The organism is Streptosporangium sp. OZ121, assembly GCF_051918885.1.
GTDB lineage: Bacteria > Actinomycetota > Actinomycetes > Streptosporangiales > Streptosporangiaceae > Streptosporangium.
The window spans coordinates 1-21,904 of record NZ_JBPXMC010000033.1; the positions used below are offsets into that span (position 1 = coordinate 1).

At 71.4% G+C, this 21,904-nt stretch carries 19 protein-coding genes and 1 pseudogene; 16 read left to right on the forward strand and 4 right to left on the reverse strand.

The annotated features are described in order from the left end of the window. Both ACTOQ1_RS36590 and ACTOQ1_RS36595 read left to right on the forward strand, forming a co-directional pair. Positions 1-99 (forward strand): annotated as a pseudogene (locus ACTOQ1_RS36590) (succinate--CoA ligase subunit alpha); the annotation flags it as partial. 256 nt (positions 100-355) lie between these two features. After that, a complete protein-coding gene (locus ACTOQ1_RS36595; protein ID WP_440072558.1) occupies positions 356-2,017 on the forward strand; it encodes a cell division protein PerM in 1,662 nt (553 codons plus the stop codon). Between the two features lie 87 nt (positions 2,018-2,104). Here ACTOQ1_RS36595 and ACTOQ1_RS36600 read toward each other — a convergent pair whose 3' ends face one another. Then, a complete protein-coding gene (locus ACTOQ1_RS36600) occupies positions 2,105-2,515 on the reverse strand; it encodes a hypothetical protein (RefSeq protein WP_440072559.1) in 411 nt (136 codons plus the stop codon). Between the two features lie 79 nt (positions 2,516-2,594). On the opposite strand from ACTOQ1_RS36600, the gene purN reads away from it, so the two are divergent. From purN to ACTOQ1_RS36620, 4 genes are all read left to right on the forward strand, one after another. Further along, positions 2,595-3,215, forward strand: a complete 621-nt coding sequence (gene purN / locus ACTOQ1_RS36605) for a phosphoribosylglycinamide formyltransferase (protein WP_440072560.1) — start codon at positions 2,595-2,597, stop codon at positions 3,213-3,215. 46 nt (positions 3,216-3,261) lie between these two features. Further along, the gene (gene purH / locus ACTOQ1_RS36610) at positions 3,262-4,806 is read left to right on the forward strand and encodes a bifunctional phosphoribosylaminoimidazolecarboxamide formyltransferase/IMP cyclohydrolase (protein ID WP_440072561.1); all 1,545 of its coding nucleotides are present in this window, start codon (positions 3,262-3,264) and stop codon (positions 4,804-4,806) included. Positions 4,807-4,956: 150 nt separating this feature from the next. Further along, positions 4,957-5,139 (forward strand): hypothetical protein, encoded by a 183-nt coding sequence (locus ACTOQ1_RS36615; protein WP_362678706.1) that lies wholly within the window; start codon positions 4,957-4,959, stop codon positions 5,137-5,139. 66 nt (positions 5,140-5,205) lie between these two features. Further along, positions 5,206-6,066 carry a bifunctional methylenetetrahydrofolate dehydrogenase/methenyltetrahydrofolate cyclohydrolase gene (locus tag ACTOQ1_RS36620; protein WP_440072562.1) on the forward strand — a complete coding sequence of 287 codons (861 nt, stop codon included), beginning with the start codon at positions 5,206-5,208 and terminating at the stop codon, positions 6,064-6,066. Between the two features lie 26 nt (positions 6,067-6,092). Here the strand turns inward: ACTOQ1_RS36620 and ACTOQ1_RS36625 are convergent, their stop codons facing one another. After that, complete coding sequence (locus ACTOQ1_RS36625; RefSeq protein ID WP_344749230.1) at positions 6,093-6,749, reverse strand: FHA domain-containing protein; 657 nt, start codon at positions 6,747-6,749, stop codon at positions 6,093-6,095. A 181-nt stretch (positions 6,750-6,930) separates the two neighbouring features. Here ACTOQ1_RS36625 and ACTOQ1_RS36630 point away from each other — a divergent pair, with 181 nt between their 5' ends. The 3 genes from ACTOQ1_RS36630 (at position 6,931) to ACTOQ1_RS36640 (ending at position 9,708) form a co-directional block, all read left to right on the forward strand. After that, entirely contained in the window at positions 6,931-8,052 is a 1,122-nt protein-coding gene (locus ACTOQ1_RS36630) for a citrate/2-methylcitrate synthase (RefSeq protein ID WP_440072563.1), read from the forward strand. A gap of 34 nt (positions 8,053-8,086) precedes the next feature. Beyond that, a complete protein-coding gene (locus ACTOQ1_RS36635) occupies positions 8,087-8,374 on the forward strand; it encodes a hypothetical protein (protein ID WP_440072564.1) in 288 nt (95 codons plus the stop codon). Between the two features lie 116 nt (positions 8,375-8,490). Further along, positions 8,491-9,708: an NADP-dependent isocitrate dehydrogenase gene (locus ACTOQ1_RS36640; protein WP_440072565.1), complete on the forward strand. Its 1,218-nt coding sequence runs from the start codon at positions 8,491-8,493 to the stop codon at positions 9,706-9,708. 266 nt (positions 9,709-9,974) lie between these two features. On the opposite strand, the gene ACTOQ1_RS36645 is transcribed toward ACTOQ1_RS36640, so the two are convergent. Next, on the reverse strand, positions 9,975-11,525 hold the full coding sequence (locus ACTOQ1_RS36645; protein WP_440072566.1) for an RNA polymerase sigma factor: 1,551 nt from the start codon (positions 11,523-11,525) through the stop codon (positions 9,975-9,977). A 275-nt stretch (positions 11,526-11,800) separates the two neighbouring features. Here ACTOQ1_RS36645 and ACTOQ1_RS36650 point away from each other — a divergent pair, with 275 nt between their 5' ends. The 3 genes from ACTOQ1_RS36650 (at position 11,801) to ACTOQ1_RS36660 (ending at position 16,608) form a co-directional block, all read left to right on the forward strand. After that, positions 11,801-14,266: a protein kinase domain-containing protein gene (locus ACTOQ1_RS36650; protein ID WP_440072637.1), complete on the forward strand. Its 2,466-nt coding sequence runs from the start codon at positions 11,801-11,803 to the stop codon at positions 14,264-14,266. 220 nt (positions 14,267-14,486) lie between these two features. Then, on the forward strand, positions 14,487-15,464 hold the full coding sequence (locus ACTOQ1_RS36655) for a malate dehydrogenase (protein ID WP_440072567.1): 978 nt from the start codon (positions 14,487-14,489) through the stop codon (positions 15,462-15,464). A 304-nt stretch (positions 15,465-15,768) separates the two neighbouring features. After that, on the forward strand, positions 15,769-16,608 hold the full coding sequence (locus tag ACTOQ1_RS36660; protein WP_440072568.1) for a hypothetical protein: 840 nt from the start codon (positions 15,769-15,771) through the stop codon (positions 16,606-16,608). Positions 16,609-16,695: 87 nt separating this feature from the next. Here the strand turns inward: ACTOQ1_RS36660 and galE are convergent, their stop codons facing one another. After that, positions 16,696-17,655 (reverse strand): UDP-glucose 4-epimerase GalE, encoded by a 960-nt coding sequence (gene galE / locus ACTOQ1_RS36665; RefSeq protein WP_440072569.1) that lies wholly within the window; start codon positions 17,653-17,655, stop codon positions 16,696-16,698. A 122-nt stretch (positions 17,656-17,777) separates the two neighbouring features. Between galE and ACTOQ1_RS36670 the strand changes: the two genes are divergently transcribed. From ACTOQ1_RS36670 to ACTOQ1_RS36685, 4 genes are all read left to right on the forward strand, one after another. Continuing rightward, positions 17,778-19,091 (forward strand): hemolysin family protein, encoded by a 1,314-nt coding sequence (locus ACTOQ1_RS36670; protein ID WP_440072570.1) that lies wholly within the window; start codon positions 17,778-17,780, stop codon positions 19,089-19,091. Positions 19,092-19,256: 165 nt separating this feature from the next. Then, positions 19,257-20,261 carry a tryptophan--tRNA ligase gene (gene trpS, locus ACTOQ1_RS36675; RefSeq protein ID WP_440072571.1) on the forward strand — a complete coding sequence of 335 codons (1,005 nt, stop codon included), beginning with the start codon at positions 19,257-19,259 and terminating at the stop codon, positions 20,259-20,261. 184 nt (positions 20,262-20,445) lie between these two features. Then, positions 20,446-21,378, forward strand: a complete 933-nt coding sequence (locus ACTOQ1_RS36680) for a YihY/virulence factor BrkB family protein (RefSeq protein ID WP_440072572.1) — start codon at positions 20,446-20,448, stop codon at positions 21,376-21,378. A 64-nt stretch (positions 21,379-21,442) separates the two neighbouring features. Beyond that, the gene (locus tag ACTOQ1_RS36685) at positions 21,443-21,796 is read left to right on the forward strand and encodes a PadR family transcriptional regulator (protein ID WP_440072573.1); all 354 of its coding nucleotides are present in this window, start codon (positions 21,443-21,445) and stop codon (positions 21,794-21,796) included. Positions 21,797-21,904: the final 108 nt, after the last annotated feature.

Here is a 21,904-nt window from a genome sequence, read left to right on the forward strand (position 1 = left end):
CAGGCCAAGAAGGACGCCCTGGAGAAGGTCGGCGTCCGCGTCGGCAGGACCCCGAGCGAGACCGCCCGCCTGATGCGCGAGGTCGTCAAGTCGCTCTAGCGCACGGCGCCGGGGCCATGGCCCCGGGAACGGGCGAACGCGGCGCGTCACCCCGGAGCACGCTCCGGGGTGACGCGCCGTCGCGGTTTCCCACCGGTGGTCGTCCGATGGTCGCATGTCCTTCTCCGGGGAGGGGACGCGAGCGGTTCCCGTTCCGGCGCGGCCCGGATACCACAGGGGACTCCTGTCACACGGTGCGCGACACGCGGGCGCGGGAGTCCCTTCCGCACCGAAGATCCTGAGACCATCGACTACTGTGACGGCCCTTTTCGATCAGCTACGGACGGCTCCCCGCAACGTCCTCAGCCGTATCCCCCTGCCCGGCCTCACGGGTGACGACGATGACGTCCGCCGGCCGCTTCCCGTCTCCGGGATGCTCGCCGCCGCGTGGACCCTCGGCGTGGGGCTGGCGGTGCTCACCACGCTCACCCTGGTCGGCTGGATCGCCGCCCCCCGCGGCGCGCTCGGCGCGGGCCTGCCCGCGGTGTTCCGCACCGCGTCGCAGCTCTGGCTGGCCGCGCACCACGCGGGCTTCGCGATACCCGGCGGCTCGGTGGGGCTGCTCCCGCTCGGGCTGACGGTCCTGCCCGCCTTCCTGCTGTACCGCGCCGGGATGTGGATGGCCCGCGACGCGGACCTGCGGCTCCGGCTGCCCGCCCGGCTGCCCAAGAACACCCCGAAGGAGGTGTCCAACGCCCGCCGCAGGGCGCAGCTGGTCCTGATCGCGCAGGCGGGCATCTCGCTGGCGGCGCCGTACGCGCTGCTGGCCGGGCTGATCGCGCTGGTCACCAGGAACGAGATCACCCAGCCCTTCCTCGGCGACGTGCTGGTCAGCCATCTGGCGCTGGCCTTCATCGCGGGCTCCGTGGCCGTCGCCAGGACGATCGGGCCCTGGCGGTCGATGCTGCGCCTGCTGCCCGAGCGGCTGCGCTCGGTCGTGGTCGGGACGTCCGCCGCACTGGCGATCATGCTCATGGCGGGTGCCGTCATGGTGCTCGGGGCCGTCGTGGTCAACTTCGGGCAGGTCCAGGAGCTGTCCGGGATCCTGGCACCGGGGTTCGTCGGCGGGATGCTGCTCCTGCTGGTCCAGGGGCTCTACCTGCTCAACGCCGTCATCTGGGGGCTGGCCTACATCGCGGGTCCCGGTTTCGCGGTCGGCACCGGCACGCTGGTCGCGCCGACGGGCGTGCAGCTGGGCACGGTGCCGAGCCTGCCGATCCTGGGCGCGCTGCCCGAGGCGGGCCCGACCCCGGCCTGGGTGATGATCGTGATCGCGGTGCCGTTCGTGGCGGGGGCCGTGGCGGGCATCCTGGTCGTCCGGATCTCGCCCTCCCCCTCGTACGAGGGGGCGCCGCTGTGGGGGTTCGTCTGCGGGCTGGCGACCGGGGCGACGGCGGGCCTGCTCGCGGCGCTCTCCGGCGGCTCGCTCGGCGGCGCGCGGCTGTCCGCGCTGGGCCCCGCGGGGTGGGAGGTGATGCTCTCGGTGACCCTGGAGGTGGGTGTCGCGGCGGGGATCTCCGCCGGGCTGGCCAACTGGTGGCTGATCTTCCGTGGACACAACACGGCCGTCACCAAGGCGGCGGCCAAGGTCGGCACGGCCACCGCGCCGGTGCGCAAGGCGGGTGTCAAGATCGCCAAGGCGGCGGCCTCGGCGGCCGGCAAGGTCGGCTTCGCCGAGCCGGAGGAGCTCCAGAAGCTCCCCGGCTACTGGCTGGACGCCACGGAGTGCGACACCCAGCCGATCCCGGTCATCAGGGACGACTGGGAGGACGAGCACGCCTCGGCCGCGGCGGAGAGCTCGCAGAAGGCCCGCCGCCCCGACCCGCCGCGCCCGCCCCGGCGCGACATCGTCGACGAGACCGACGACAAGGGCGGCCACGTCATCTACGTCGACCCCTACGCCTGGGACCGCGACTGAGAACCGGGCCTCTGCGTTCCGCGCACCCGAGGCTGTGACATCGCCACCGGCGGCCGGTCATGGCGGGGAGGGGAGGGGAGGGGCCGGTCAGGGCGGGAAGGGGAACTGCACCTGGCCCGGCTGGAGGAAGGGCATCTTCTGCTCCATGGCCCGTTCGAGCTGCTCCACGCACTCGTTCTGCGACGCGATGGTGCCCGCGCCCCTGCCGCACTCGGTGTAGGCGGCCAGCTCGTCACCGAAGTAGAACTGCAGCGCCGTCACCGCGATCGAGATCAGCAACGCCCCGGCCGACAGCACGACGCCCACCACGGCGGTGCCGGCCGGCTTGGGGATGGCGCGGAGCGTCCGGATCGCGCGGATCGAGGTGATGAGGGCGAAGATCGCCATGACGATTCCCGCGAGGGGGAGCACCAGCGTCATCACCGCCGCGGCGACCGCGAGCCACAGCGCCCTCCGACCGGCGCTCTCAGCGGGCCGGACCTCGACCGGTAGTGTCACCTGACCTCCTTGCATCGTTCGTACGGACAGGCCGATACCCTTGCAGCGGCGTGAGTCCCCGTCCGAATGGAGTGCGTCGGTGTCATCCCAGGCCGTTCGGCTTGTGGTTCTCGTGTCCGGTTCTGGAACCAACCTACAGGCCCTGCTGGACGCTGTGGCAGACGAAACCTACGGTGCCCGGATCGTGGCCGTGGGTGCCGACCGCGCCGGTGTCGAGGGCCTGGCCCGCGCGCAGCGCGCGGGGGTGCCGACCTTCGTGGAGAGGCTCGCCGACCACCCCACCCGCGAGGAGTGGGACGACAGGCTCGCCGCCCGCATCGCCGAGCACCGGCCGGATCTCGTGGTCTGCGCGGGGTTCATGAAGATCCTCGGCGCGCCGACGCTGGAGGCCTTCCCGGTCCTCAACACCCACCCCGCCCTGCTGCCCTCCTTCCCCGGCGCGCACGGCGTCCGCGACGCGCTCGCGTACGGCGTGCGCGTCACCGGCTGCACCGTGATGCTCGCCGACGCGGGTGTCGACACCGGGCCGATCATCGCCCAGGAGGCCGTGCCCGTGCTGGACGGCGACGACGAGGCGGCCCTGCACGAGCGCATCAAGACCGTCGAGCGTCACCTGCTCGTCGACACCGTCGGCCGGATGGCCCGCGAGGGCTGGACCGTGACCGGCAGGACTGTCCGATTCGGACGACCCGGTGAATGAGCCGGGCGCCTCGGAGAAAACCGGAACCAACCAGGAGGAGCACGAAGTGACCCGCATCGCCATCCGGCGCGCGTTGATCGCGGTGTATGACAAGAGCGGGCTGGAGGAACTGGCCCGCGGGCTCGACGCCGCGGGCGTGGAGATCGTCTCCACGGGGGGCACCGCCGCGAAGATCGCCTCCTTCGGCGTCCCCGTCACTCCTGTCGAGTCACTGACCGGCTTCCCCGAGTGCCTCGACGGCCGGGTCAAGACGCTGCACCCGCGCGTGCACGCCGGGCTGCTGGCCGACAGCGGCAACCCGTCCCACGTCAAGCAGCTCGAAGAGCTGGAGATCGAAGCGTTCGAGCTGGTGGTGGTCAACCTCTACCCGTTCCAGGAGACCGTGGCCTCCGGCGCCTCCGACGCCGAGTGCGTGGAGCAGATCGACATCGGCGGCCCCGCCATGATCCGGGCCGGTGCCAAGAACCACGGCACCGCCGCGGTCGTGGTCGACCCCGCCTCCTACGGCGACGTGCTCGCCGCGGTCGCCGCGGGCGGCTTCACCCTCGTCGAGCGCCGCCGCCTGGCCGCCGCCGCGTACGCCCACACCGCCTCGTACGACACCGCGGTGGCCTCCTGGTTCGCGAGCGTCTACGCCGCCGAGGACGGCGCGTGGCCGCGTTACATGGGCGCGGCCTGGGAGCTGCGGGCGCCGCTGCGCTACGGCGAGAACCCGCACCAGGGCGCCGCCCTGTACTCGGGGCAGAAGGACGGCCTGGCCAACGCCGAGCAGCTGCACGGCAAGGAGATGTCCTACAACAACTACCTCGACGCCGACGCCGCCTGGCGGGCAGCCTGGGACTTCGACGGGCCCGCCGTGGCGATCATCAAGCACCAGAACCCGTGCGGCATCGCGGTCGGCGCCGACGTCGCCGAGGCGCACCGCAAGGCACACGCCTGCGACCCCGTCTCGGCGTACGGCGGCGTGATCGCGGTCAACGCGGAGGTGACCGGGGAGCTGGCGCGGCAGATCGCCGAGGTGTTCACCGAGGTCGTGGTGGCCCCCTCCTTCACGGAGGAGGCGCTGGAGGTGCTCACCGCCAAGAAGAACATCCGGCTGCTGTCCTGCCCCGCGGGGCCGTCCAACCCGGCGGAGTTCCGCCGGATCGACGGCGGCCTGCTGGTGCAGACCGCCGACCGGGTCGACGCCCCGGGCGACGACCCGTCCGCCTGGGAGCTGAAGGCCGGGCCCGCCGCCTCCGCCGAGGTCCTCGCCGACCTCGCCTTCGCCTGGAAGGCGTGCCGCTCGGTGAAGTCCAACGCGATCCTGCTGGCCTCGGACGGCGCGAGCGTGGGCGTCGGCATGGGCCAGGTCAACCGGGTCGACTCGGCGCGGCTCGCGGTCTCCCGGGCGGGCGAGCGCGCCTCGGGGGCCGTGGCGGCCTCCGACGCGTTCTTCCCCTTCGCCGACGGCCCGCAGATCCTCATCGACGCGGGAGTGAGGGCGATCGTGGAGCCGGGCGGTTCGATCCGGGACGAGGAGGTCGTCGCGGCGGCCGAGGCGGCCGGGGTGACCCTCTACTTCACCGGCACCCGTCACTTCTTCCACTGACCCGTTCCCGGTGTGCGGCCGCCGTACGGCTGTGGCGGCCGCACACGGGAGATAAGAAAGTGGCGGATTAGACAGGACTCCCTGGGTGAAAAAGGTTTGACCTGCGGTTAGTCTGAAGCATCCCTTTCGTCCCAGTCGTGGAGCTCCCCTATGCCCCTGCTCGACCACGCCCTGTACGCCTTCGTGATCATGCATGGTTTCTGGATCAGCCCCTGGATGATGATCATCATCGCGCTCGGCGCGGCCTACCTCAGCGGGCGGGCCATGGAGTGGATTCCCTTCACCCGCAGGATCATCGAGCGAAGGGAAGCGAGGGAGGCGGAGCGCGGCTGATCTCAGAGGGGCGGCCGATCCCGGCGGGCCCGCCGCTCCCGCCGATCCCGTGAGAGGGTTGTCCGCATGAGCGCGCGGATTCTCGACGGCAAGGCCACGGCGGCGAAGATCAAGGCAGACCTCACGGCGCGGGTGGCCGCGCTGAGGGAGCGGGGCGTCGTCCCCGGGCTCGGCACCGTCCTGGTGGGCGGTGATCCCGGCAGCCAGATCTACGTGGCCGGCAAGCACCGCGACTGCGCGGAGGTGGGCATCTCCTCCATCCGCAGGGACCTGCCGGAAAGTGCCACCCAGGCCGACGTCGAGGCGGTCGTCGACGAGCTCGACGCCTCCGCCGAGTGCACCGGCTACATCGTCCAGCTCCCGCTGCCCCGCCACCTCGACACGCAGGCGCTGATCGAGCGGATGGACCCGGCGAAGGACGCCGACGGCCTCCACCCGGTCAACCTGGGCCGCCTGGTCCACATGGTCGACGCGCCGCTGCCCTGCACGCCGTACGGCATCGTCACGCTCCTGCAGGCGTACGGGGTGCCGGTCAAGGGGACCGAGGTCGTCGTGGTCGGCCGCGGCATCACCGTGGGCCGCTCCCTCGGCCTGCTGCTGACCCGCCGCTCGGAGAACGCCACCGTCACCCTCTGCCACACCGGCACCCAGGACCTCGCGGCCCACACCCGGCGCGCCGACATCGTCGTCGCCGCGGCCGGGGTGCCGCACCTGATCACCGCGGAGATGGTGAAGCCGGGCGCCGCCGTGCTCGACGTCGGCGTCTCCCGGGTCGACGGGAAGATCGCCGGTGACGTGGCCCCGGGCGTCGAGGACGTCGCGGGCTTCCTCACTCCCAACCCCGGCGGCGTGGGCCCGATGACCCGGGCCATGCTGCTCACCAACGTGGTCGAGGCCGCCGAGCGGCGCGCCCGCGAGCGGGGCTGATCCCGCTCGCGGGGGCCCGCGGTCCTCTACGAGGCCCTGCGGTTGGCGGTGGTGGACGACGCCGTCTGAGGCTCCGGGGAACCGGCCGCGCGCTGCGGCGGCACCACGGGGGTGGGCCTGACCAGCCCCAGGGCGACGACCTCGTTCGCCAGCCTGGTGCGCCGGTTGGTCCCCTCGGGGATGCGGAACTTCTGGTAGAGGCGCAGGAGATGCTGCTTGACAGCCGCCTCCGTCACCACCAGATCGTCGGCTATCTCCCTGGCCGTGGCCGGTGCGACGAACGCCTCGTCCGACAGCGCCGGACGGCACAGCGACGTCAGGACATCAACCTCCCGCCTGGTCAGCTCCGGTGCCGCGGCGCGGCGGAGCTCGACCTCCGGTGCGAAGTCCTCGCGAGGCACTCCGCCGATCCTGCCTCGTGCCGCGCCGAAGGACACCACGTCGCCGTCGTCAAGCACCCTCCGGGCGATCGGCCGGCCGTTGACCCGAGTGCCGTTGCGGGACAGGCCCAGGTCAACGACGTACAGGTAGGGTCCGCGCCGGACGAATTCCGCGTGCAGCCGGGAAACACTCGGATCGGTGAGCCGGATGTCCACTCCCCGGCCACGTCCGATCGTCGTGATCTCGGGGCGCAACGGGACCACCTCGCCAGTGTCCTCGATGCGTATGAACGGCCCCTCCACGGCAGTTCCTCCCCAGGTAGCCCGCCGTAACTATTCCTACAGCTCCGGCTTACCCAAACGAGGTGATGGGGAATCGCCTTTGCCAGAAGGAGAATCCTTCGTGAAATTGGTCTGTACCTCTCGGGAGGGTTTCCGCTGCTCACAGGTAGACTTCGGGCACAGATAAGCGGAGGAAACACTCATGGCGGACAAGCCCACCAAAGGTCTCGCCGATGTCGTAGCCGCGTCCACAGCGCTCAGTGACATCGACGGTCAGGCCGGTCGCCTCTTCTATCGTGGCTACGACATCCACGATCTGGCCGGCCGCACCACCTTCGAAGAGACCGCCCACCTGCTCCAGTACGGCACCCTCCCCACGCGAGAGCAACTGCTGACGTACGGTGAGGAACTGGTCCGAGGGCGCACGCTCGGCACGCTCGCCGAGGCCAACATCCAGGAGATCGCGGAGAAGCAGGCCCCCATGGAGGCGCTGCGCACGCTGGTCTCGCTGGCCGGGGGTGACGATCCGGACAAGGGCACCAACGCTCCCGAGGCGAACCTGCGCAAGGCCGCCAGGCTGACCGCGCAGCAGCCGATCCTCGTGGCCCGCTACCACGCGGCCAGGACCGGGGCCACCGTGCCCGATCCGGACCCCGAGCTGAGCGTGGCGGCGAACTTCCTGCTCCAGATCACCGGCCGTACCCCCGGTGAGCGCGAGGTCGAGATCTTCGACGCCTGCCTGGTCCTGCACGCCGACCACACGATGAACGCCTCCACGTTCGCCGCCCGCGTCTGTGCCGCGACCCTGTCCGACATGCACTCGGCGGTCGTGGCGGCGATCGGCACCCTCAAGGGCCCCCTGCACGGCGGTGCCAATGAGCAGGTCATGCGCACCCTGGAGTCGCTCGACGCGGGTTCGGTGGCCCAGGCCGTCCGGGACAGGCTCGCCGCAGGCGAGAAGATCATGGGTTTCGGGCACCGCGTCTACAAGACCGAGGACCCGCGCGCCACGCACCTGCGCAAGATGTCGCAGGAACTCGGCGAGGCCTCCGGCGACGACACGTACTACCGGATGTCCAAGGAGATGGAGGAGGTCGTCTTCGAGACGAAGGGCCTCTACCCGAACGTCGACTTCTACGCGGCGACCGTCTACCACTATCTCGGCATCCCGACGGATCTGTTCACTCCGGTCTTCTCGGTCAGCCGCATGTCAGGATGGACCGCACACGTCATCGAGCAGCACGCCGACAACCGGCTGATCCGCCCGGACAGCGAGTACATCGGCGAGCGCGACCAGAAGTGGAAGCCGATCTCCGAGCGATGAGCCGACGTCAGGGGCGAGAGCGGGTGGTGGGCCGGTGAACGCGCGAGCGGTCGAGGCGAACAGGGAACGTTGGGGGGCCTACCCCCTGGTGGTGGGCGGCGCGCTCGTCGCGCTGGTCCTCGCCGTGCTGCTTGGCCTGCCCTACTGGGGCGGAATCGCCATGGGCGCCGTCATGATGCTGGGGGCGCTCGCCCGGCTGGCCGGGGGCGGGCGGCTCGCCGTCCGCCGCAAGGCCACCGACGTCGTCACGCTGGGAGGTCTCGGCGTCGTGCTGGCGGTGGCCGGGATCATCCTTGAGTTCAAGGACCACATACCGATGTGACGGGTCGGATGACCGGGTGCGCCGCGAGGGGATCGACCACGTCCGATAGCCTCAACGGCCAGTGAGCCTCAAAAAGGACTGTCTGGCCAATTTAGTTCAGAAGGGGAACCACACGCATGCCCAAGATCAAGGTAGAGGGCCCCGTCGTCGAGCTTGACGGCGACGAGATGACCCGGATCATCTGGCAGTTCATCAAGGACCAGCTGATCCTTCCCTACCTCGACGTCGACCTGAAGTACTACGACCTCGGGATCGAGCACCGCGACGCCACCGACGACCAGGTGACGATCGACGCCGCGAACGCGATCAAGCAGTACGGCGTCGGCGTCAAGTGCGCCACGATCACCCCTGACGAGGCTCGGGTGGAGGAGTTCGGCCTCAAGAAGATGTGGAAGTCCCCGAACGGGACCATCCGTAACATCCTCGGCGGTGTCATCTTCCGTGAGCCGATCATCATGTCCAACGTGCCGAGGCTCGTCCCCGGCTGGACCAAGCCGATCATCATCGGCCGTCACGCGTTCGGCGACCAGTACCGCGCCACCGACCTGAAGATCCCCGGCGAGGGCAGCCTCACCCTCACCTACACCCCCAAGGACGGCTCGGAGCCGATCGAGCTCGACGTCTACGACTTCCCCGGCCCCGGCGTCGCGATGGCGATGTACAACCTGGACGAATCGATCCGCGACTTCGCCCGCTCCTCCATGCGGTACGGCCTGTCGCGCGGCTACCCGGTCTACCTCTCCACGAAGAACACGATCATGAAGGTCTACGACGGCCGCTTCAAGGACATCTTCGCGGAGGTCTTCGAGACCGAGTTCAAGGCCGACTTCGACGCCGCCGGGATCACCTACGAGCACCGTCTCATCGACGACATGGTCGCCGCGGCGCTCAAGTGGGAGGGCGGATACGTCTGGGCCGCCAAGAACTACGACGGCGACGTCCAGTCCGACACCGTCGCGCAGGGCTTCGGCTCGCTCGGCCTGATGACCTCGGTCCTGCTCACCCCCGACGGCCGGACCGTCGAGGCCGAGGCCGCCCACGGCACGGTGACCCGCCACTACCGCGAGCACCAGAAGGGCAACCCCACCTCCACGAACCCGATCGCCTCGATCTTCGCGTGGACCCGGGGCCTGCAGCACCGCGGCAAGCTCGACAACACCCCCGCGCTGATCGACTTCGCCGACAAGCTGGAGCAGGTCTGCGTCGAGACCGTCGAGGGCGGCCAGATGACCAAGGACCTCGCCCTGCTGGTCGGCGGCGACGCCAAGTGGCTGACCACCCAGGACTTCCTGGCGGCCCTGGACGAGAACCTGAAGAAGAAGATGAGCCTGTAAGGCCGTCCGTCGAATTCGGCCTCCGCCCGCACTCGCCGTGCCAGGCGGAGGCTGTTTCCTCGGACGATCCGCCGTTGGACGTCCCGGGGTGAGGGCCGCGGCCGGGAAACGCCCCCATGGCGCGCCGGTGACCGAAGACGGGGCCGCGAAGACGGGGCGGTGCGATCTCGCGCGGAAGGCGGGCGGTCCCTCACCGCGCTCGTGGAGCCCCGGCCCGGCCGCGGCCCGGCCACTTCCGGGTCGTCGTCACGGCGCCGGGCGGCCGGTCACGGTGCCGCCACGGCCCCCAGGACGAGGGGGGCGTCCGCCGGGAGGCCGGGCACGCGGTGCGACCGCCCGGTGACGGCGTCCACCCGGTAGAAGCCGAGAAGGCCGCCCCCGGCCTTGGCGTTCATCCGCACGACCACCTCGCGGTTGCTCAGCCAGCCCACGACCTCGGCCGTGGCGGGCCGCCTCGTCTCGGGGAGCGGGAGCCGCCTGAAGACCCGTCGCGACGCGGCGTCGATGACGTGGAGGCTGTGGAGGTCCTCGCCCTTCCCGGCGACGACCGCGGCGGAGTGTCTTCCGCCGGGAGAGTCGGCCCAGGTCCCGTACCTCTTCTGGAGCCAGGTGGCGATCCGCTGCGCCGGAGGCATCTGTCCTGCGGGCACAGATGTCAGGGCGCCGGTCGTGAAGTCGGTCCGCAGCCGCCGCTCGCCGAGGGCGACGGTGAAGTGGCGGCCGTTGGCGGAGACGCTCACCAGCGTGCCGTTCTCGGTGTCGGCGGGGGCGAGGACCGGTGACAGGTAGCGCTTCACGCCGCTGCCGAGGTCGTGGGCCACGTACCGTCGCTCCGCCGCGCTCAGGTAGGCGATGCGGCGCCCGTCGCGGCTGATGGCGGGGGCGAGCCGCGGACGCTCCCCCCCGTCGCCGTGCGCGAGGCGCTGGGCGGCGTCGGGGACGCGCAGCGTCGCCTCGCAGGGTTCGCGGCCCTCGCACCCGGCGAGGCCGGGAGCGGGGCTCTCGGGGCCGCCGGAGGCCATCGTCAGCGTCCAGCCCGCGCAGGTGACGTCTCCGGCGCGCGCGGGAGGTGTCCCGACGGGGGCGTCGGGACACGGCCCGGGGACCGCGTAGCGGATCACCGAGGAGGTCCGCGGGGCCTGCCACGGTGCCGGGACGGCGCCGGGTTCCTCGCCGCCCGGCCCCGAGCCGCCCGGTTCCGGGCTGGAGACCGCTCGTACGGGCTCCTGGGCCTGTGCGGCGTGCGGCCGGCTGCGCTCGCCCAGCGCCGAGTTCCACACCTCGCCCTGCTGGGACACGACGAAGGCGGCGATCAGGCCGACCGGCACGAGCGCCGCCGCCACGGCCAGGAGGGCACCCCTGGCGCGACGCCGCCTGAGCGTGCGCATGGACCGGACGGTGAGATCGGGGACCGAGGCCTCACCCGCGGCCGTGGCCATCCTGGTGATCAGACGGCTCTCGCTGCCCTTGGTGAGGGTGTCGACCGCCGCGGCGATCTCCGACTTCACGGTCTCCTCCGGGAGCCCGAGAAGGGAGGCCATCTCCGCGCGGGACCTGCCGTCGTGCAGGCAGGCGACCACGAGGAGCCGCTGCCGGGGTGGGATCCGTACCAGGGCCGTCGGGCCGGCGGCGCTCGGCCGCTGGAGGAAGCGGCGGTAGAGCGCGATCTGGGCGTGCGTGGTGGGGTTCTCCCACAGCGGCGGCGGCCAGGAGAGGGCGACGGTGTGGAAGGAGCGCAGGGTGAGGCGGATGGCCTGCTCGTGGCTGCCGGTGAGGAGAAGGGCGGTGCCGACGAGGGAACGCTGATCGCGCTGCACGAACTCGCGATAACCGATATATCGGCGCATGGAAGTTTTAGCTCCGGCTTGCCTGAGGGACGTACAACGGTAGCGATCTAAGCGGCTGGAGCGCCAGATTGGGGTGAATGTCGGAGATTGGGGGGTGAGGGCGTCTGCCGTTTTTCATCGCGATACGGGCGGGAGGCGGGTCGTCGTCATGAGAGATGTGAGGTCACGTCGGGATAACAGGGGGAGAGGGCGGGTCATGGCGCCGTAAAGTTTGCCACGTCGAAGATTACGAGACCGTGGGGACGATGATGCCGGAGATCGCGCCACTGGAAGCGGGAGAGCCGCGCCAGCTCGGGCCGTTCCGCGTCGTCGGGCGGGTCGGCGAGGGCGGACAGGGCATCGTCTACCTGGGGATCAACGCCGCGGGGGAGCGGGCGGCGATCAAGCTGCTGCACGTGAAGTTCTCCGGCGACGCCGTCGCCAGGTCCCGGTTCGCCAGGGAGGCGAGGGCGGCCCAGCGGGTCGCCTCGTTCTGCACGGCGGGCGTGATGGACGCCGACCTCGAAGGCGACACCCCCTACATCGCGAGCGAGTACATCGAGGGCAGGTCGCTGCGCGAGGTCGTGGAGACCGACGGCCCCCTCAAGGGCGCCCCGCTGCAGCGGCTGGCGATCGGCACGGCCACCGCGCTCACCGCGATCCACCACGCCTCGATCGTGCACCGCGACTTCAAGCCGGACAACGTGCTCATCGCGGCCGACGGCCCGAGGGTCGTCGACTTCGGCATCGCCCGCATCCTCGACTCCACCGGCACGATCACCAGCCGGGCCATCGGCACCCCCGCGTACATGGCGCCGGAGCAGATCTCCGGCTCCGAGGTCGGACCGCACACCGACGTCTTCGCCTGGGGGGCGACCATCGCGTTCGCCGCGACCGGCGAGACGATCTTCGCCGGGAGCTCGATCGCCGTGGTGCTCAACCGCATCCTCAACCACGAGGTCGAGCTCGGCACGCTGCCGGAGCCGTTGCGCGGCGTGGTCGGCTCGGCGCTGGCCAAGTCGCCCGCCACGCGCCCCTCGGCCGACCAGCTCCTGCTCCGGCTGCTCGGCCACCCGGAGACGGTGAACGCCTCGCCCGCGATCCTCACCCAGGGTGCCAAGGTCGCCGTCCCCGAGCCGCCCCGCGACGAATCCCGATTCCGGGAGCGGGACCGTGATCAGGGCCGGGAGCGGGACCGTGATCAGGGCCGTGATCAGGGTCGCGACCGGGGACACGCCGACGACGGCGATCAGGGCCGCGACAACGACGCCACCAGTCCCATGCGCACCCCGAAGCCCCGGACGGGCGGCGTCTCGGGCGAGCTGCCCCTCCCGTCCACGGGATTCCAGGCCCGGCACCCCGTCCACGACCAGGGCTCCCACCCCGTCCACGACCAGGGCTCCCACCTCCTCCACGACCAGGGCTCCCACCCCGGGCGGGGCGATCAGAGCGGCCGGAGCGGCCAGGGGGTTCACCGGGAGACCGGGCCGGGCCAGGGCGAGCGTCGCGCACCCGCCGCCCACGGCGGGCCGTCGCACACCCCCGCCCCTCCTCCCGTGGAGCATCCGTCCTTCCTCGACCAGCGCTTCCCCGACCAGCGTTTCCCGGACCAGCGCTTTCCCGAGTCGCGCCCCGAGGACCGTCGCCTCCCGCGGCAGAGCCCCCCGGATCAGCTCTCTCCGGATCGCCGCTCACCGGTGCATCGCGGCCACCCCTCGTCGCCGGACTACTGGGACCACCCTCCGCCTCCCGCGTACGGCGACGGCACGGGGTACGCGGAGCACGGGGGCGAGGTGCCGCCGCCCAGCTGGCAGGCGTCCACGACCCTCGTCGGGGCCCCGGAAACGCCGCCGCGCCCGCGCAGGGGGCGCTGGATCGCCGCCGCCGTGGCCGTGCTGCTGCTGATCGCCGGCGGGGCCGCCGCGGTCCGCTGGTGGCCGGGGGCCGATCCGGAGAGCGGGCCGGGGGAACCCGTCCCCGCCGCGTTCACCTCCGTGGTGGACAAGGCCGCCAAAACAGGCAGGCTCGTCGTCGGTGTGCGCGACTTCCTGCCCGGTATCGCCCTGCAGAACCAGAGCAGGTGGAGCGGCTTCGAGATCGATCTCGCCCTGGAGATCGCCAAGGCGCTGGGAGTGCCGGCGAGCGGTGTCACCTTCCGGGGCACCGGCCGCCCCGAACGGCCGAAACTGCTGGCGGACGGAGACGTCGACCTCGTCCTGGCGACGTACTCGATCAACGACACCGACGACGTCACCTTCGCCGGGCCGTACTACCTCGCCCACGTCGACGCCCTCGTCAAGGACGGTTCGCCGATCGTGGACCTGAAAGGCCTGGAGGGCGGCCGGATGTGCCAGCCGGCCTCCAGCGCGGCCGTGGCCGTCCTGCAGGGCGCGGTCGAACAGCTCAGGCTGGTCGCCGCCGAGACATACTCCGAGTGCGTCAACATGCTGCAGGCCGGCGAGGTCGACGCGATCCCGGGCGACGACCTGCTGCTGGCCGGTTTCGCCAACCGGGAGAGCATCCGCTACAAGCTGCTCGGCCTGAAGCTCACCGACGAGCGCTACGCGGTGGCCCTCAAGAGGGGCGACGTGCGCACCTGCGAGGCCGTCAAGGGGGCGATCGCCGACCTCTACCGGAGCGGCACGATCCGCACGCTGCTCGACAAGCACTTCTCCAGGGTCGAGTTCCCGGGAAGGGAGAACGACGCCCCCACCATGGCCGCCTGCACCTGACCGTGCCAGGGCCCCCGCGGAGACCTCCGCCGGGATCCTGGCACGGGGCCGGGTGCCAGGGCCGTGCCTCGCCGTCGAGGGGCGTTCGTCCTGCTCGCCCTGCCGGTCGACCGCCGGTCCCGCCGCCCGGCGCGCGGATCGGGGCACTCGCCGGACGGCCGTCCACCGTGGACGGGTAGCATCCGAGCGTCACAATTCATCCTTCGAGTGGGGGAAGGTCATGGCCCAGACTCCCGTAAAGGTCACCGTCACCGGCGCCGCCGGTCAGATCGGCTACGCGCTGCTTTTCCGCATCGCCTCGGGCCAGTTGCTGGGCGCCGACGTCCCGGTCACGCTGAGCCTCCTGGAGATCCCGCAGGCCGTGAAGGCCGCCGAGGGCACCGCGATGGAGCTCGACGACTGCGCGTTCCCGCTGCTGAGCGGCATCGAGATCACCGACGACCCGAACGTGGCCTTCAACGGCGCCAACGTCGCGCTGCTGGTCGGTGCCCGTCCCCGGAGCAAGGGCATGGAGCGCGGCGACCTCCTCCAGGCCAACGGCGGCATCTTCGGCCCGCAGGGCAAGGCGATCAACGACAACGCGGCCGACGACATCCGCGTGCTGGCGGTCGGCAACCCGGCCAACACCAACGCGCTCATCGCCCAGCAGCACGCCCCGGACGTCCCGGCCGAGCGCTTCACCGCGATGACCCGCCTCGACCACAACCGCGCGCTGTCCCAGCTCGCCGCCAAACTGCGGGTACCGGTCACCGAGATCAAGAAGATGACGATCTGGGGCAACCACTCCGCCACTCAGTACCCCGACCTCTTCCACGCCGAGGTCGGTGGCAAGATCGCCGCCGAGCTGGTCGACGAGGCCTGGCTGCGCGACACCTTCATCCCCACCGTCGCCAAGCGCGGCGCCGCGATCATCGAGGCCCGGGGCGCGTCCTCGGCCGCCTCCGCCGCCAACGCGGCGGTCGACCACGTCTTCGACTGGGTCAACGGCACCGCCTGGACCTCGGCCGCGATTCCCTCCGACGGTTCGTACGGCGTGCCGGAGGGGCTCATCTCGTCCTTCCCGGTCACCTCGCGCGACGGCAAGTGGGAGATCATCCAGGGCCTGGAGATCGACGCCTTCTCCCGCGAGCGCATCGACGCCACGGTGCGCGAGCTGGAGGAGGAGCGTGCCGCGGTGCGCGAGCTCGGTCTTATCTGAGCCATCCTGGTCCGAGCCGTCCTGATCCGAGCCGTTTTGATCTGAGCCGTTCTGATCTGGGTCGCCACGCGAAAGGGGCCCCGGAGTGCCGGGGCCCCTTTCGCGTTCCCGGCCTCCCGGGTTCCGGCTCGTTCGGGTTCCCGGGTTCCTGGGATCCCGGGAACCGGCCCTCCCGACCTCCCGGCCTCCCGGTCTTTCGCGGCTCCCCGGCCCTCTCGCCGCGCGGGCGGCGGGGGGAAGACGGAGGAAAAGGCGGCGTGTCGATCATCGCGGAGCGGCGCGACCCGGCGTTCAATGATCACTTGTGGTCGGGGGATCGGTGTTCAGGGAGTACGCCGCGGTGCGGATCGTCGCCGGGATGATCTGTCTCGCGCTCGTGGCGACCCCCCGGGGGGCGCTCGCCTCCCCCGACGACGACGGCTGGGGCGGCGCCGACCTGTCGGTGCGGCTGACGGTCTCCCCGAAGCGCGCGCAGCCCGGGCGGCCGCTGACCTACCGGGCCGAGGTGCGCAACGACGGTCCCGGCGACGCGGTGCTTCCGCTGCTCACCGTACGACTGCCCGAGAAGGTGGCGGTGGTCGGCGTCAACGTCGCCGAGTGCCTTCCCGGCGCCGCGGCCGGAGAGGTGATCTGCCCCTCGCCGACGGACGTCCTGGCCGGTCAGACCGGCGGGGTGACGATCATCGGGATGGTGGGGTCCGACGCGCGGGGCCCGTTGAGGGCGAGCGCCACGCTCTCTTCCGAGGTCGTGGACGACGACGAGACGGACAACTTCTCCGAGACGCTCACCGAGGTGGACGAGGGTGCGGACCTGGCCGTCAGGCTGTCGCGCGCGACGCGTGCGGGCCGCCTGGTCACGGTGGCCGCCGTGGTGCGCAACCGCGGGCCGCGGCGCGTCCACGACGCCGGGGTCCTCTTCGACACCGGCGGGGCGCGTCTCGTGTCGGCGAGGGGCGCGCGGTGCGACTCCCACCCCGCCTACGTCGGGTGCAGGCTTCGTACGGTCGGCGCGGGCCGGCGGGTGAGCTTCACGCTCGCCTTCGTGGCCCGCGCGCACGCGCCACGGGCCGAGGCGACCGTCTACTCCCTCCGGCTGGGCGACCGCCGCCCGGCCGACAACACGGCCCGCTTCAGCCTGGGGTAGGCGCGGCCGGCCGGTTCGCGCCCGGCCCCGGTCGCAGGTTTCCGAGACCGGTGGCGCGGCCGGGGCGGCGGAGCGGAGCGGGTGGTGTCAGCCGAGCATGGCGGCCCAGGCGTCGGCGACGACGTCGCGGACCGACGGGTGCTCGGGCTTCCAGCCGAGCTCGCGCTGGATCTTGTCCGACGAGGCCACCAGCACGGCCGGGTCACCGGCGCGGCGCTCGCGCACGACCGCGGGGATCTCGTGGCCGGTCACCTCGCGGCAGACCGACAGCACCTCCTGGACCGAGAAGCCCGTCCCGTTGCCCAGGTTGTAGATCTTGTGTTCGCCCGGCGAGCAGGCGTCCAGCGCCAGCAGGTGGGCCCTGGCGAGGTCGGCCACGTGGATGTAGTCGCGCACGCATGTGCCGTCGGGAGTGGGGTAGTCCGTGCCGAACACGCTGACCGACTCGCGACCGCCGAGCGCGACGGCGAGGATGTTAGGGATCAGGTGGGTCTCCACGGTGTGACGTTCGCGGTAGACCCTGCCGTCTCCGGCGGTGTAGGCGCCGCCCACGTTGAAGTAGCGCAGGCTCACCGCGGCCAGGCCGTACAGCCCGGCGAACGCGCTCAGCGCGGTGTCGACGGCGAGCTTGGACGCGCCGTAGGGGTTGGTCGGCCGGGTCGGGTCGGTCTCCTCGATCGGGGAGCGCTCCGGCTCGCCGTACGTCGCGGCGGTGGAGGAGAAGACGATCCGGCCCACCCCGGCGCCCCGCATGGCGTCGAGCAGGGCCAGGGTGCCGCCGAGGTTGTGCGTCCAGTAGAGGCCGGGCCGCTCCACGGACTCGCCGACCAGGGACTTCGCCGCGAAGTGGAGCACGGCGTCCGTGCCGGGCAGCAGGCCGGCGGCCTCGGTGATCGACCCCTCGACGAAGCGGGCACCCGGCGGCACCGCGTCGGCGTGGCCGGTGGAGAGGTCGTCCAGCACGGTGACCTCGTGGCCCGCCTCGACGAGTTGCGCCGCCACGACCCCGCCGATGTATCCGGCGCCTCCGGTGACGAGCAGCTTCACGGAGCCTCCTGTTTGATGATGTTTGTACTTGTTTACTTTTGTAAGTCTATCGCCAGCATATGCTGGTACATCAAATATCGGCCACCGCCGGAACAGGCGACCGCCATGACGGAGACGATCTCGTGAACAGCGTCCTGGCGAACATCGCCTTGGTCATGCTCTTCGTACTGATCGGGGGGTTCTTCGCCGCGGCCGAGATGGCCATGGTCTCCCTCAGGGAGAGCCAGGTCGCGCGGCTGAGCACCCAGGGTCGCAGGGGGGCGAGGGCGGCCAAGCTCGCCCGCGACCCCAACCGTTTCCTGTCCGCGGTGCAGATCGGCGTCACCGTGGCGACGATGCTCTCGGCCGCCTTCGGCGCCGACACCCTCGCCCAGGACCTCGTCCCCGTGGTGACCGGCTGGGGGGTGCCGGAGGCCGTGACGGCCCCGCTCTCCCTGGTGCTGGTGACGCTGGCGATCTCGTACGCCTCGCTGGTCTTCGGCGAGCTGGCCCCCAAGCGGATCGCCAGGCAGCGCGCCGAGGGGATCTCCCTGCTGGTCGCGCCGTTCCTCGACCGGATGGCCGCGCTGTCGCGGCCGATCATCTGGGCGCTGTCCAAGTCCACCGACGGGGTCGTCAAGCTGCTCGGCGGCGACCCCGACGCGGACCGCGAGGAGATCTCCACCGAGGAGCTGCGCGACATGGTGGTGGGCCACCAGGAGCTCACCGCCGACGAGCGCCACCTGATCGGGGAGGTGTTCGCGGCGGGCAAGCGGCAACTTCGCGAGGTGATGCTGCCGCGCACCGAGGTGGAGTTCATGTCCGCCGACACGCGGCTGGCCGAGGCGGCGGTCCTGGCCGCGGCCATGCCGCACTCCCGCTTTCCCGTCTACCGTGACTCCTACGATGACATCGTGGGCTTCGTCCACATTCGCGACCTGCTCGACCCGGTGCTGACCGGGTCCATCGAGCCGATCAGCGAGCTGGTGCCGATCCGCCCGGTCAAGCTGGTCCCCACCAGCAAGCGGCTGATGGCCACGCTGTCGGAGATGCGCAGGGAGGGCCACCACCTGGCGATCGTGGTCGACGAGTACGGCGGCACGGCGGGCATCGTCACCCTGGAGGATCTCGTCGAGGAGCTGATCGGCGACATCCGCGACGAGCACGACGTGGCGGACGAGCACGTCGCGCTGCCCGCCGGGGAGGTCGAGCTCGACGGGCTGGCCAACCTCGACGAGGTGGCGACCGAGAGCGGGATCCGCCTGGCCGACGGCCCGTACGAGACCCTCGGGGGGTTCGTCATGTGGGCGCTCGGCCACCTTCCCGCGCTGGGGGAGCGGGTGGAGATCCCGGGGTTCGACCTGACGGTCACCGAGATGGACGGGCGCAGGGTCGCCCGGGTGAGGATCAAACGGAGCACGTCGCGGCCGGAGGCGCCGCCCGCGCCCGAGAGCTGACGGGGAGCGCCCCGTGTGAGCGGGATGCCGTGATCGGGGTTCTTCGGGGAGGCCGTGGGCGGGGTCCGTGATCGGGGTTCTTCGGCGAGACCGCGAGCGGGGCCGTGGGCGAGGTGCCGTGATCGGCGCGCCAACCACTCCCGGTAGCTGACAGAATTGGCTGCTATGGCCAGTCCTCGTGTCCTGTCGGGAATCCAGCCCACCGCAGACTCCTTCCACCTGGGAAACTACCTCGGTGCCATCAGGCAGTACGTCGCCCTGCAGGAGGGGTACGACGCCTTCTACTGCGTCGTCGATCTGCACGCGATCACCGTGGACTACCAGCCGGACGTGCTGCGCAGGCGTTCCAGGGTCGCCGCGGCCCAGCTCTTCGCCGCCGGTCTCGACCCCGAGCTCTCCACGGTCTTCGTGCAGAGCCACGTCCGTGAGCACACCGAGCTTGCCTGGGTGCTGATCTGCCTCACCGGCATGGGCGAGGCCGGGCGGATGACCCAGTTCAAGGACAAGGCGGCCAAGGCCGGTGAGAGCTCGGCGAGTGTCGGGCTGTTCACCTACCCGATCCTGCAGGCGGCCGACATCCTGCTCTACCAGGCCAACCGGGTTCCGGTCGGCGCGGACCAGAAGCAACACCTGGAGCTCACCCGCGACCTCGCGCAGCGCTTCAACCACCGCTTCGGCGAGACCTTCACGCTGCCGGAGCCGCACATCGTCAAGGGGGTCGAGAAGATCACCGACCTCCAGGAGCCCACGGCGAAGATGTCGAAGTCCTCCTCCTCGCCCACAGGGATCATCGACCTGCTGGAGCAGCCGGGGCCGCTCCGCAAGAAGATCATGCGCGCGGTCACCGACACCGGCTCCGAGGTCCTCGCCGACGACGAGAACAAGCCAGGCGTCACCAACCTGCTGCGCATCCAGTCCGCGCTGAGCGGCGTCCCGATCCCCGAGCTGGAGGCCCGCTACGCCGGGCAGGGGTACGGCACGTTCAAGAAGGACGTGGCCGAGCTCGTGGTCGACACCTTCACCCCGATCCGCGAGCGCACCGAGAAGCTGCTCGCCAACGAGGCCGAGCTCGACCGGATGCTCGCCGTCGGGGCCACCCGGGCCCGCGCGGTGGCCGCCGAGACCATGGCCAGGGTGCGCGACCGGGTGGGGTTCCTGCCCACCCCGTGATCCTCCTTCGCGCGGCCCGGGCGGGGTTCCCGCCCGGGCCGCGACGTTCTCCCGTACGGCCGGAGTCTCCTTCGCGGTAGGGCTCCGGCGGTCTCCCGTCCGCTCCGTGGCCCCCCGTGCGCGCACGGCTGCTTTTCCGCCGCCGTCCACGGTCGGGACGGCGGTGATTGGGTAGGGGGCGCACGTGACAAGCGTGCTGGAACGTATCCAAGCGGCCCGTGAGCGGTTCGGAAGGACACTCGGCACGGCCCGGGTCAGGTGGCACTGGCTCGATCACCTGGTCAGGACCTTCCAGCGCTACCAGATCCAGTCCGGCGACCGGCTCGCCGGAGCGGTCAGCTACTTCGCCTTCCTGTCGTTCTTCCCGATCATCGCGCTGGCCTTCGCGGTCTTCGGCTACTTCCTCTCCACCAGGCCCGAAGCCACCCAGGCCCTGCAGACGGCGATCAACCAGTACCTGCCCGGCCTCGCCGACAAGCTGCCGATCAAGCAGATCGCCGACTCCCGGACCAGCGCCGGGATCATCGGCCTGCTCGGGCTCCTCTACGCCGGGCTCGGCGCGATCGACGCCCTGCGCGGCGCGCTGCGCGAGATCTCCATGACGACCGAGGCGCCGCTCAACTTCGCCCTGGCCAAGCTGAGAGACCTGGCCGCACTCGTGACCGTCGGCACGACGATGGTGGCCTCGGCGCTGGTCGCCGGTTTCGCCACCCAGGCCAGCGGGGTCGTGGCCGGATGGCTCGGCCTGTCGGGGTCGGCGGTGGCCACCGCCACGATCTGGCTGGCCGGGCTGGCGGTCAGCGTGCTCACCGACGTCGTCGTCTTCCTGGTCATCCTGCGGGGGCTGGGCCGGTCCAGGCAGCCGTGGCGGGTGCTGCTGCGCGGAGCCCTGCTCGGCGCGGCCGGTTTCGCCGTGCTCAAGCAGCTCGCCGCACTGATCCTCTCGGGCACCCTGAACAACCCCGTCTACGGGGTGTTCGCCGTGGTGGTCGGCCTGCTGGTCTGGATCAACTTCTCGGCCCGGGTGATCATGTACGCCGCCGCCTGGACCGCGACCGCCTCCCTGGGCCCTCCGCCCGACCCCACCCCGGTCCCGGAGACCGCGATCCGCGCCTGAACGCCCGGCGTCACGCGATACCCACCCCTCGGCATATCCTGCTTTCCGATATATGCTGCGAAGCATGACTCCAAGGACGATGACGGAGCCCGCGTTCCTCATCCTCACCGCGCTGGTCGACGAGCCGTGTCACGGCTACGGCATCGTGCGGGAGGTCGAGCGGCTGTCCGGCGGGCGGGTCCAGCTCAAGGTCGGCACGCTCTACGGCGTGCTCGACCGGCTGGCGGGTGACGGGCTGGTGGCCCTCGACCGCGAGGAGGTCCAGCAGGGGCGACTGCGTCGCTACTACCGGCTCACCGACTCCGGTTCGCGGACACTGGAGGCCGAGGCCGTCCGGCTCGCGGAGAACGCCAGGACCGCCGTCGACCGGCTCCGCGCCCGGCACGGCCGGACGGCCGCCGCCGGAGGCCCCGCGTGAGGGCGGATGTGAAGTCCCGTGTGAGGGCGGATGTGAAGTCCCGTGTGAGGGCGGGCGTGAGGTTCCGCGTGATGGCGAGTGAGGGGACGAGCGGGAGGGCGGCGCGCC

What these genes read in the sequence shown, in the direction of transcription:
- ACTOQ1_RS36615 (WP_362678706.1), top strand. Translation starts at nt 4,957, where the DNA reads ATGCCCCTGCTCGACCACGCCCTGTACGCCTTCGTGATCATGCATGGT.
- ACTOQ1_RS36620 (WP_440072562.1), top strand. Translation starts at nt 5,206, where the DNA reads ATGAGCGCGCGGATTCTCGACGGCAAGGCCACGGCGGCGAAGATCAAG.
- ACTOQ1_RS36630 (WP_440072563.1), top strand. Translation starts at nt 6,931, where the DNA reads ATGGCGGACAAGCCCACCAAAGGTCTCGCCGATGTCGTAGCCGCGTCC.
- ACTOQ1_RS36640 (WP_440072565.1), top strand. Translation starts at nt 8,491, where the DNA reads ATGCCCAAGATCAAGGTAGAGGGCCCCGTCGTCGAGCTTGACGGCGAC.
- ACTOQ1_RS36650 (WP_440072637.1), top strand. Translation starts at nt 11,801, where the DNA reads ATGATGCCGGAGATCGCGCCACTGGAAGCGGGAGAGCCGCGCCAGCTC.
- ACTOQ1_RS36655 (WP_440072567.1), top strand. Translation starts at nt 14,487, where the DNA reads ATGGCCCAGACTCCCGTAAAGGTCACCGTCACCGGCGCCGCCGGTCAG.
- trpS (WP_440072571.1), top strand. Translation starts at nt 19,257, where the DNA reads ATGGCCAGTCCTCGTGTCCTGTCGGGAATCCAGCCCACCGCAGACTCC.
- ACTOQ1_RS36685 (WP_440072573.1), top strand. Translation starts at nt 21,443, where the DNA reads ATGACTCCAAGGACGATGACGGAGCCCGCGTTCCTCATCCTCACCGCG.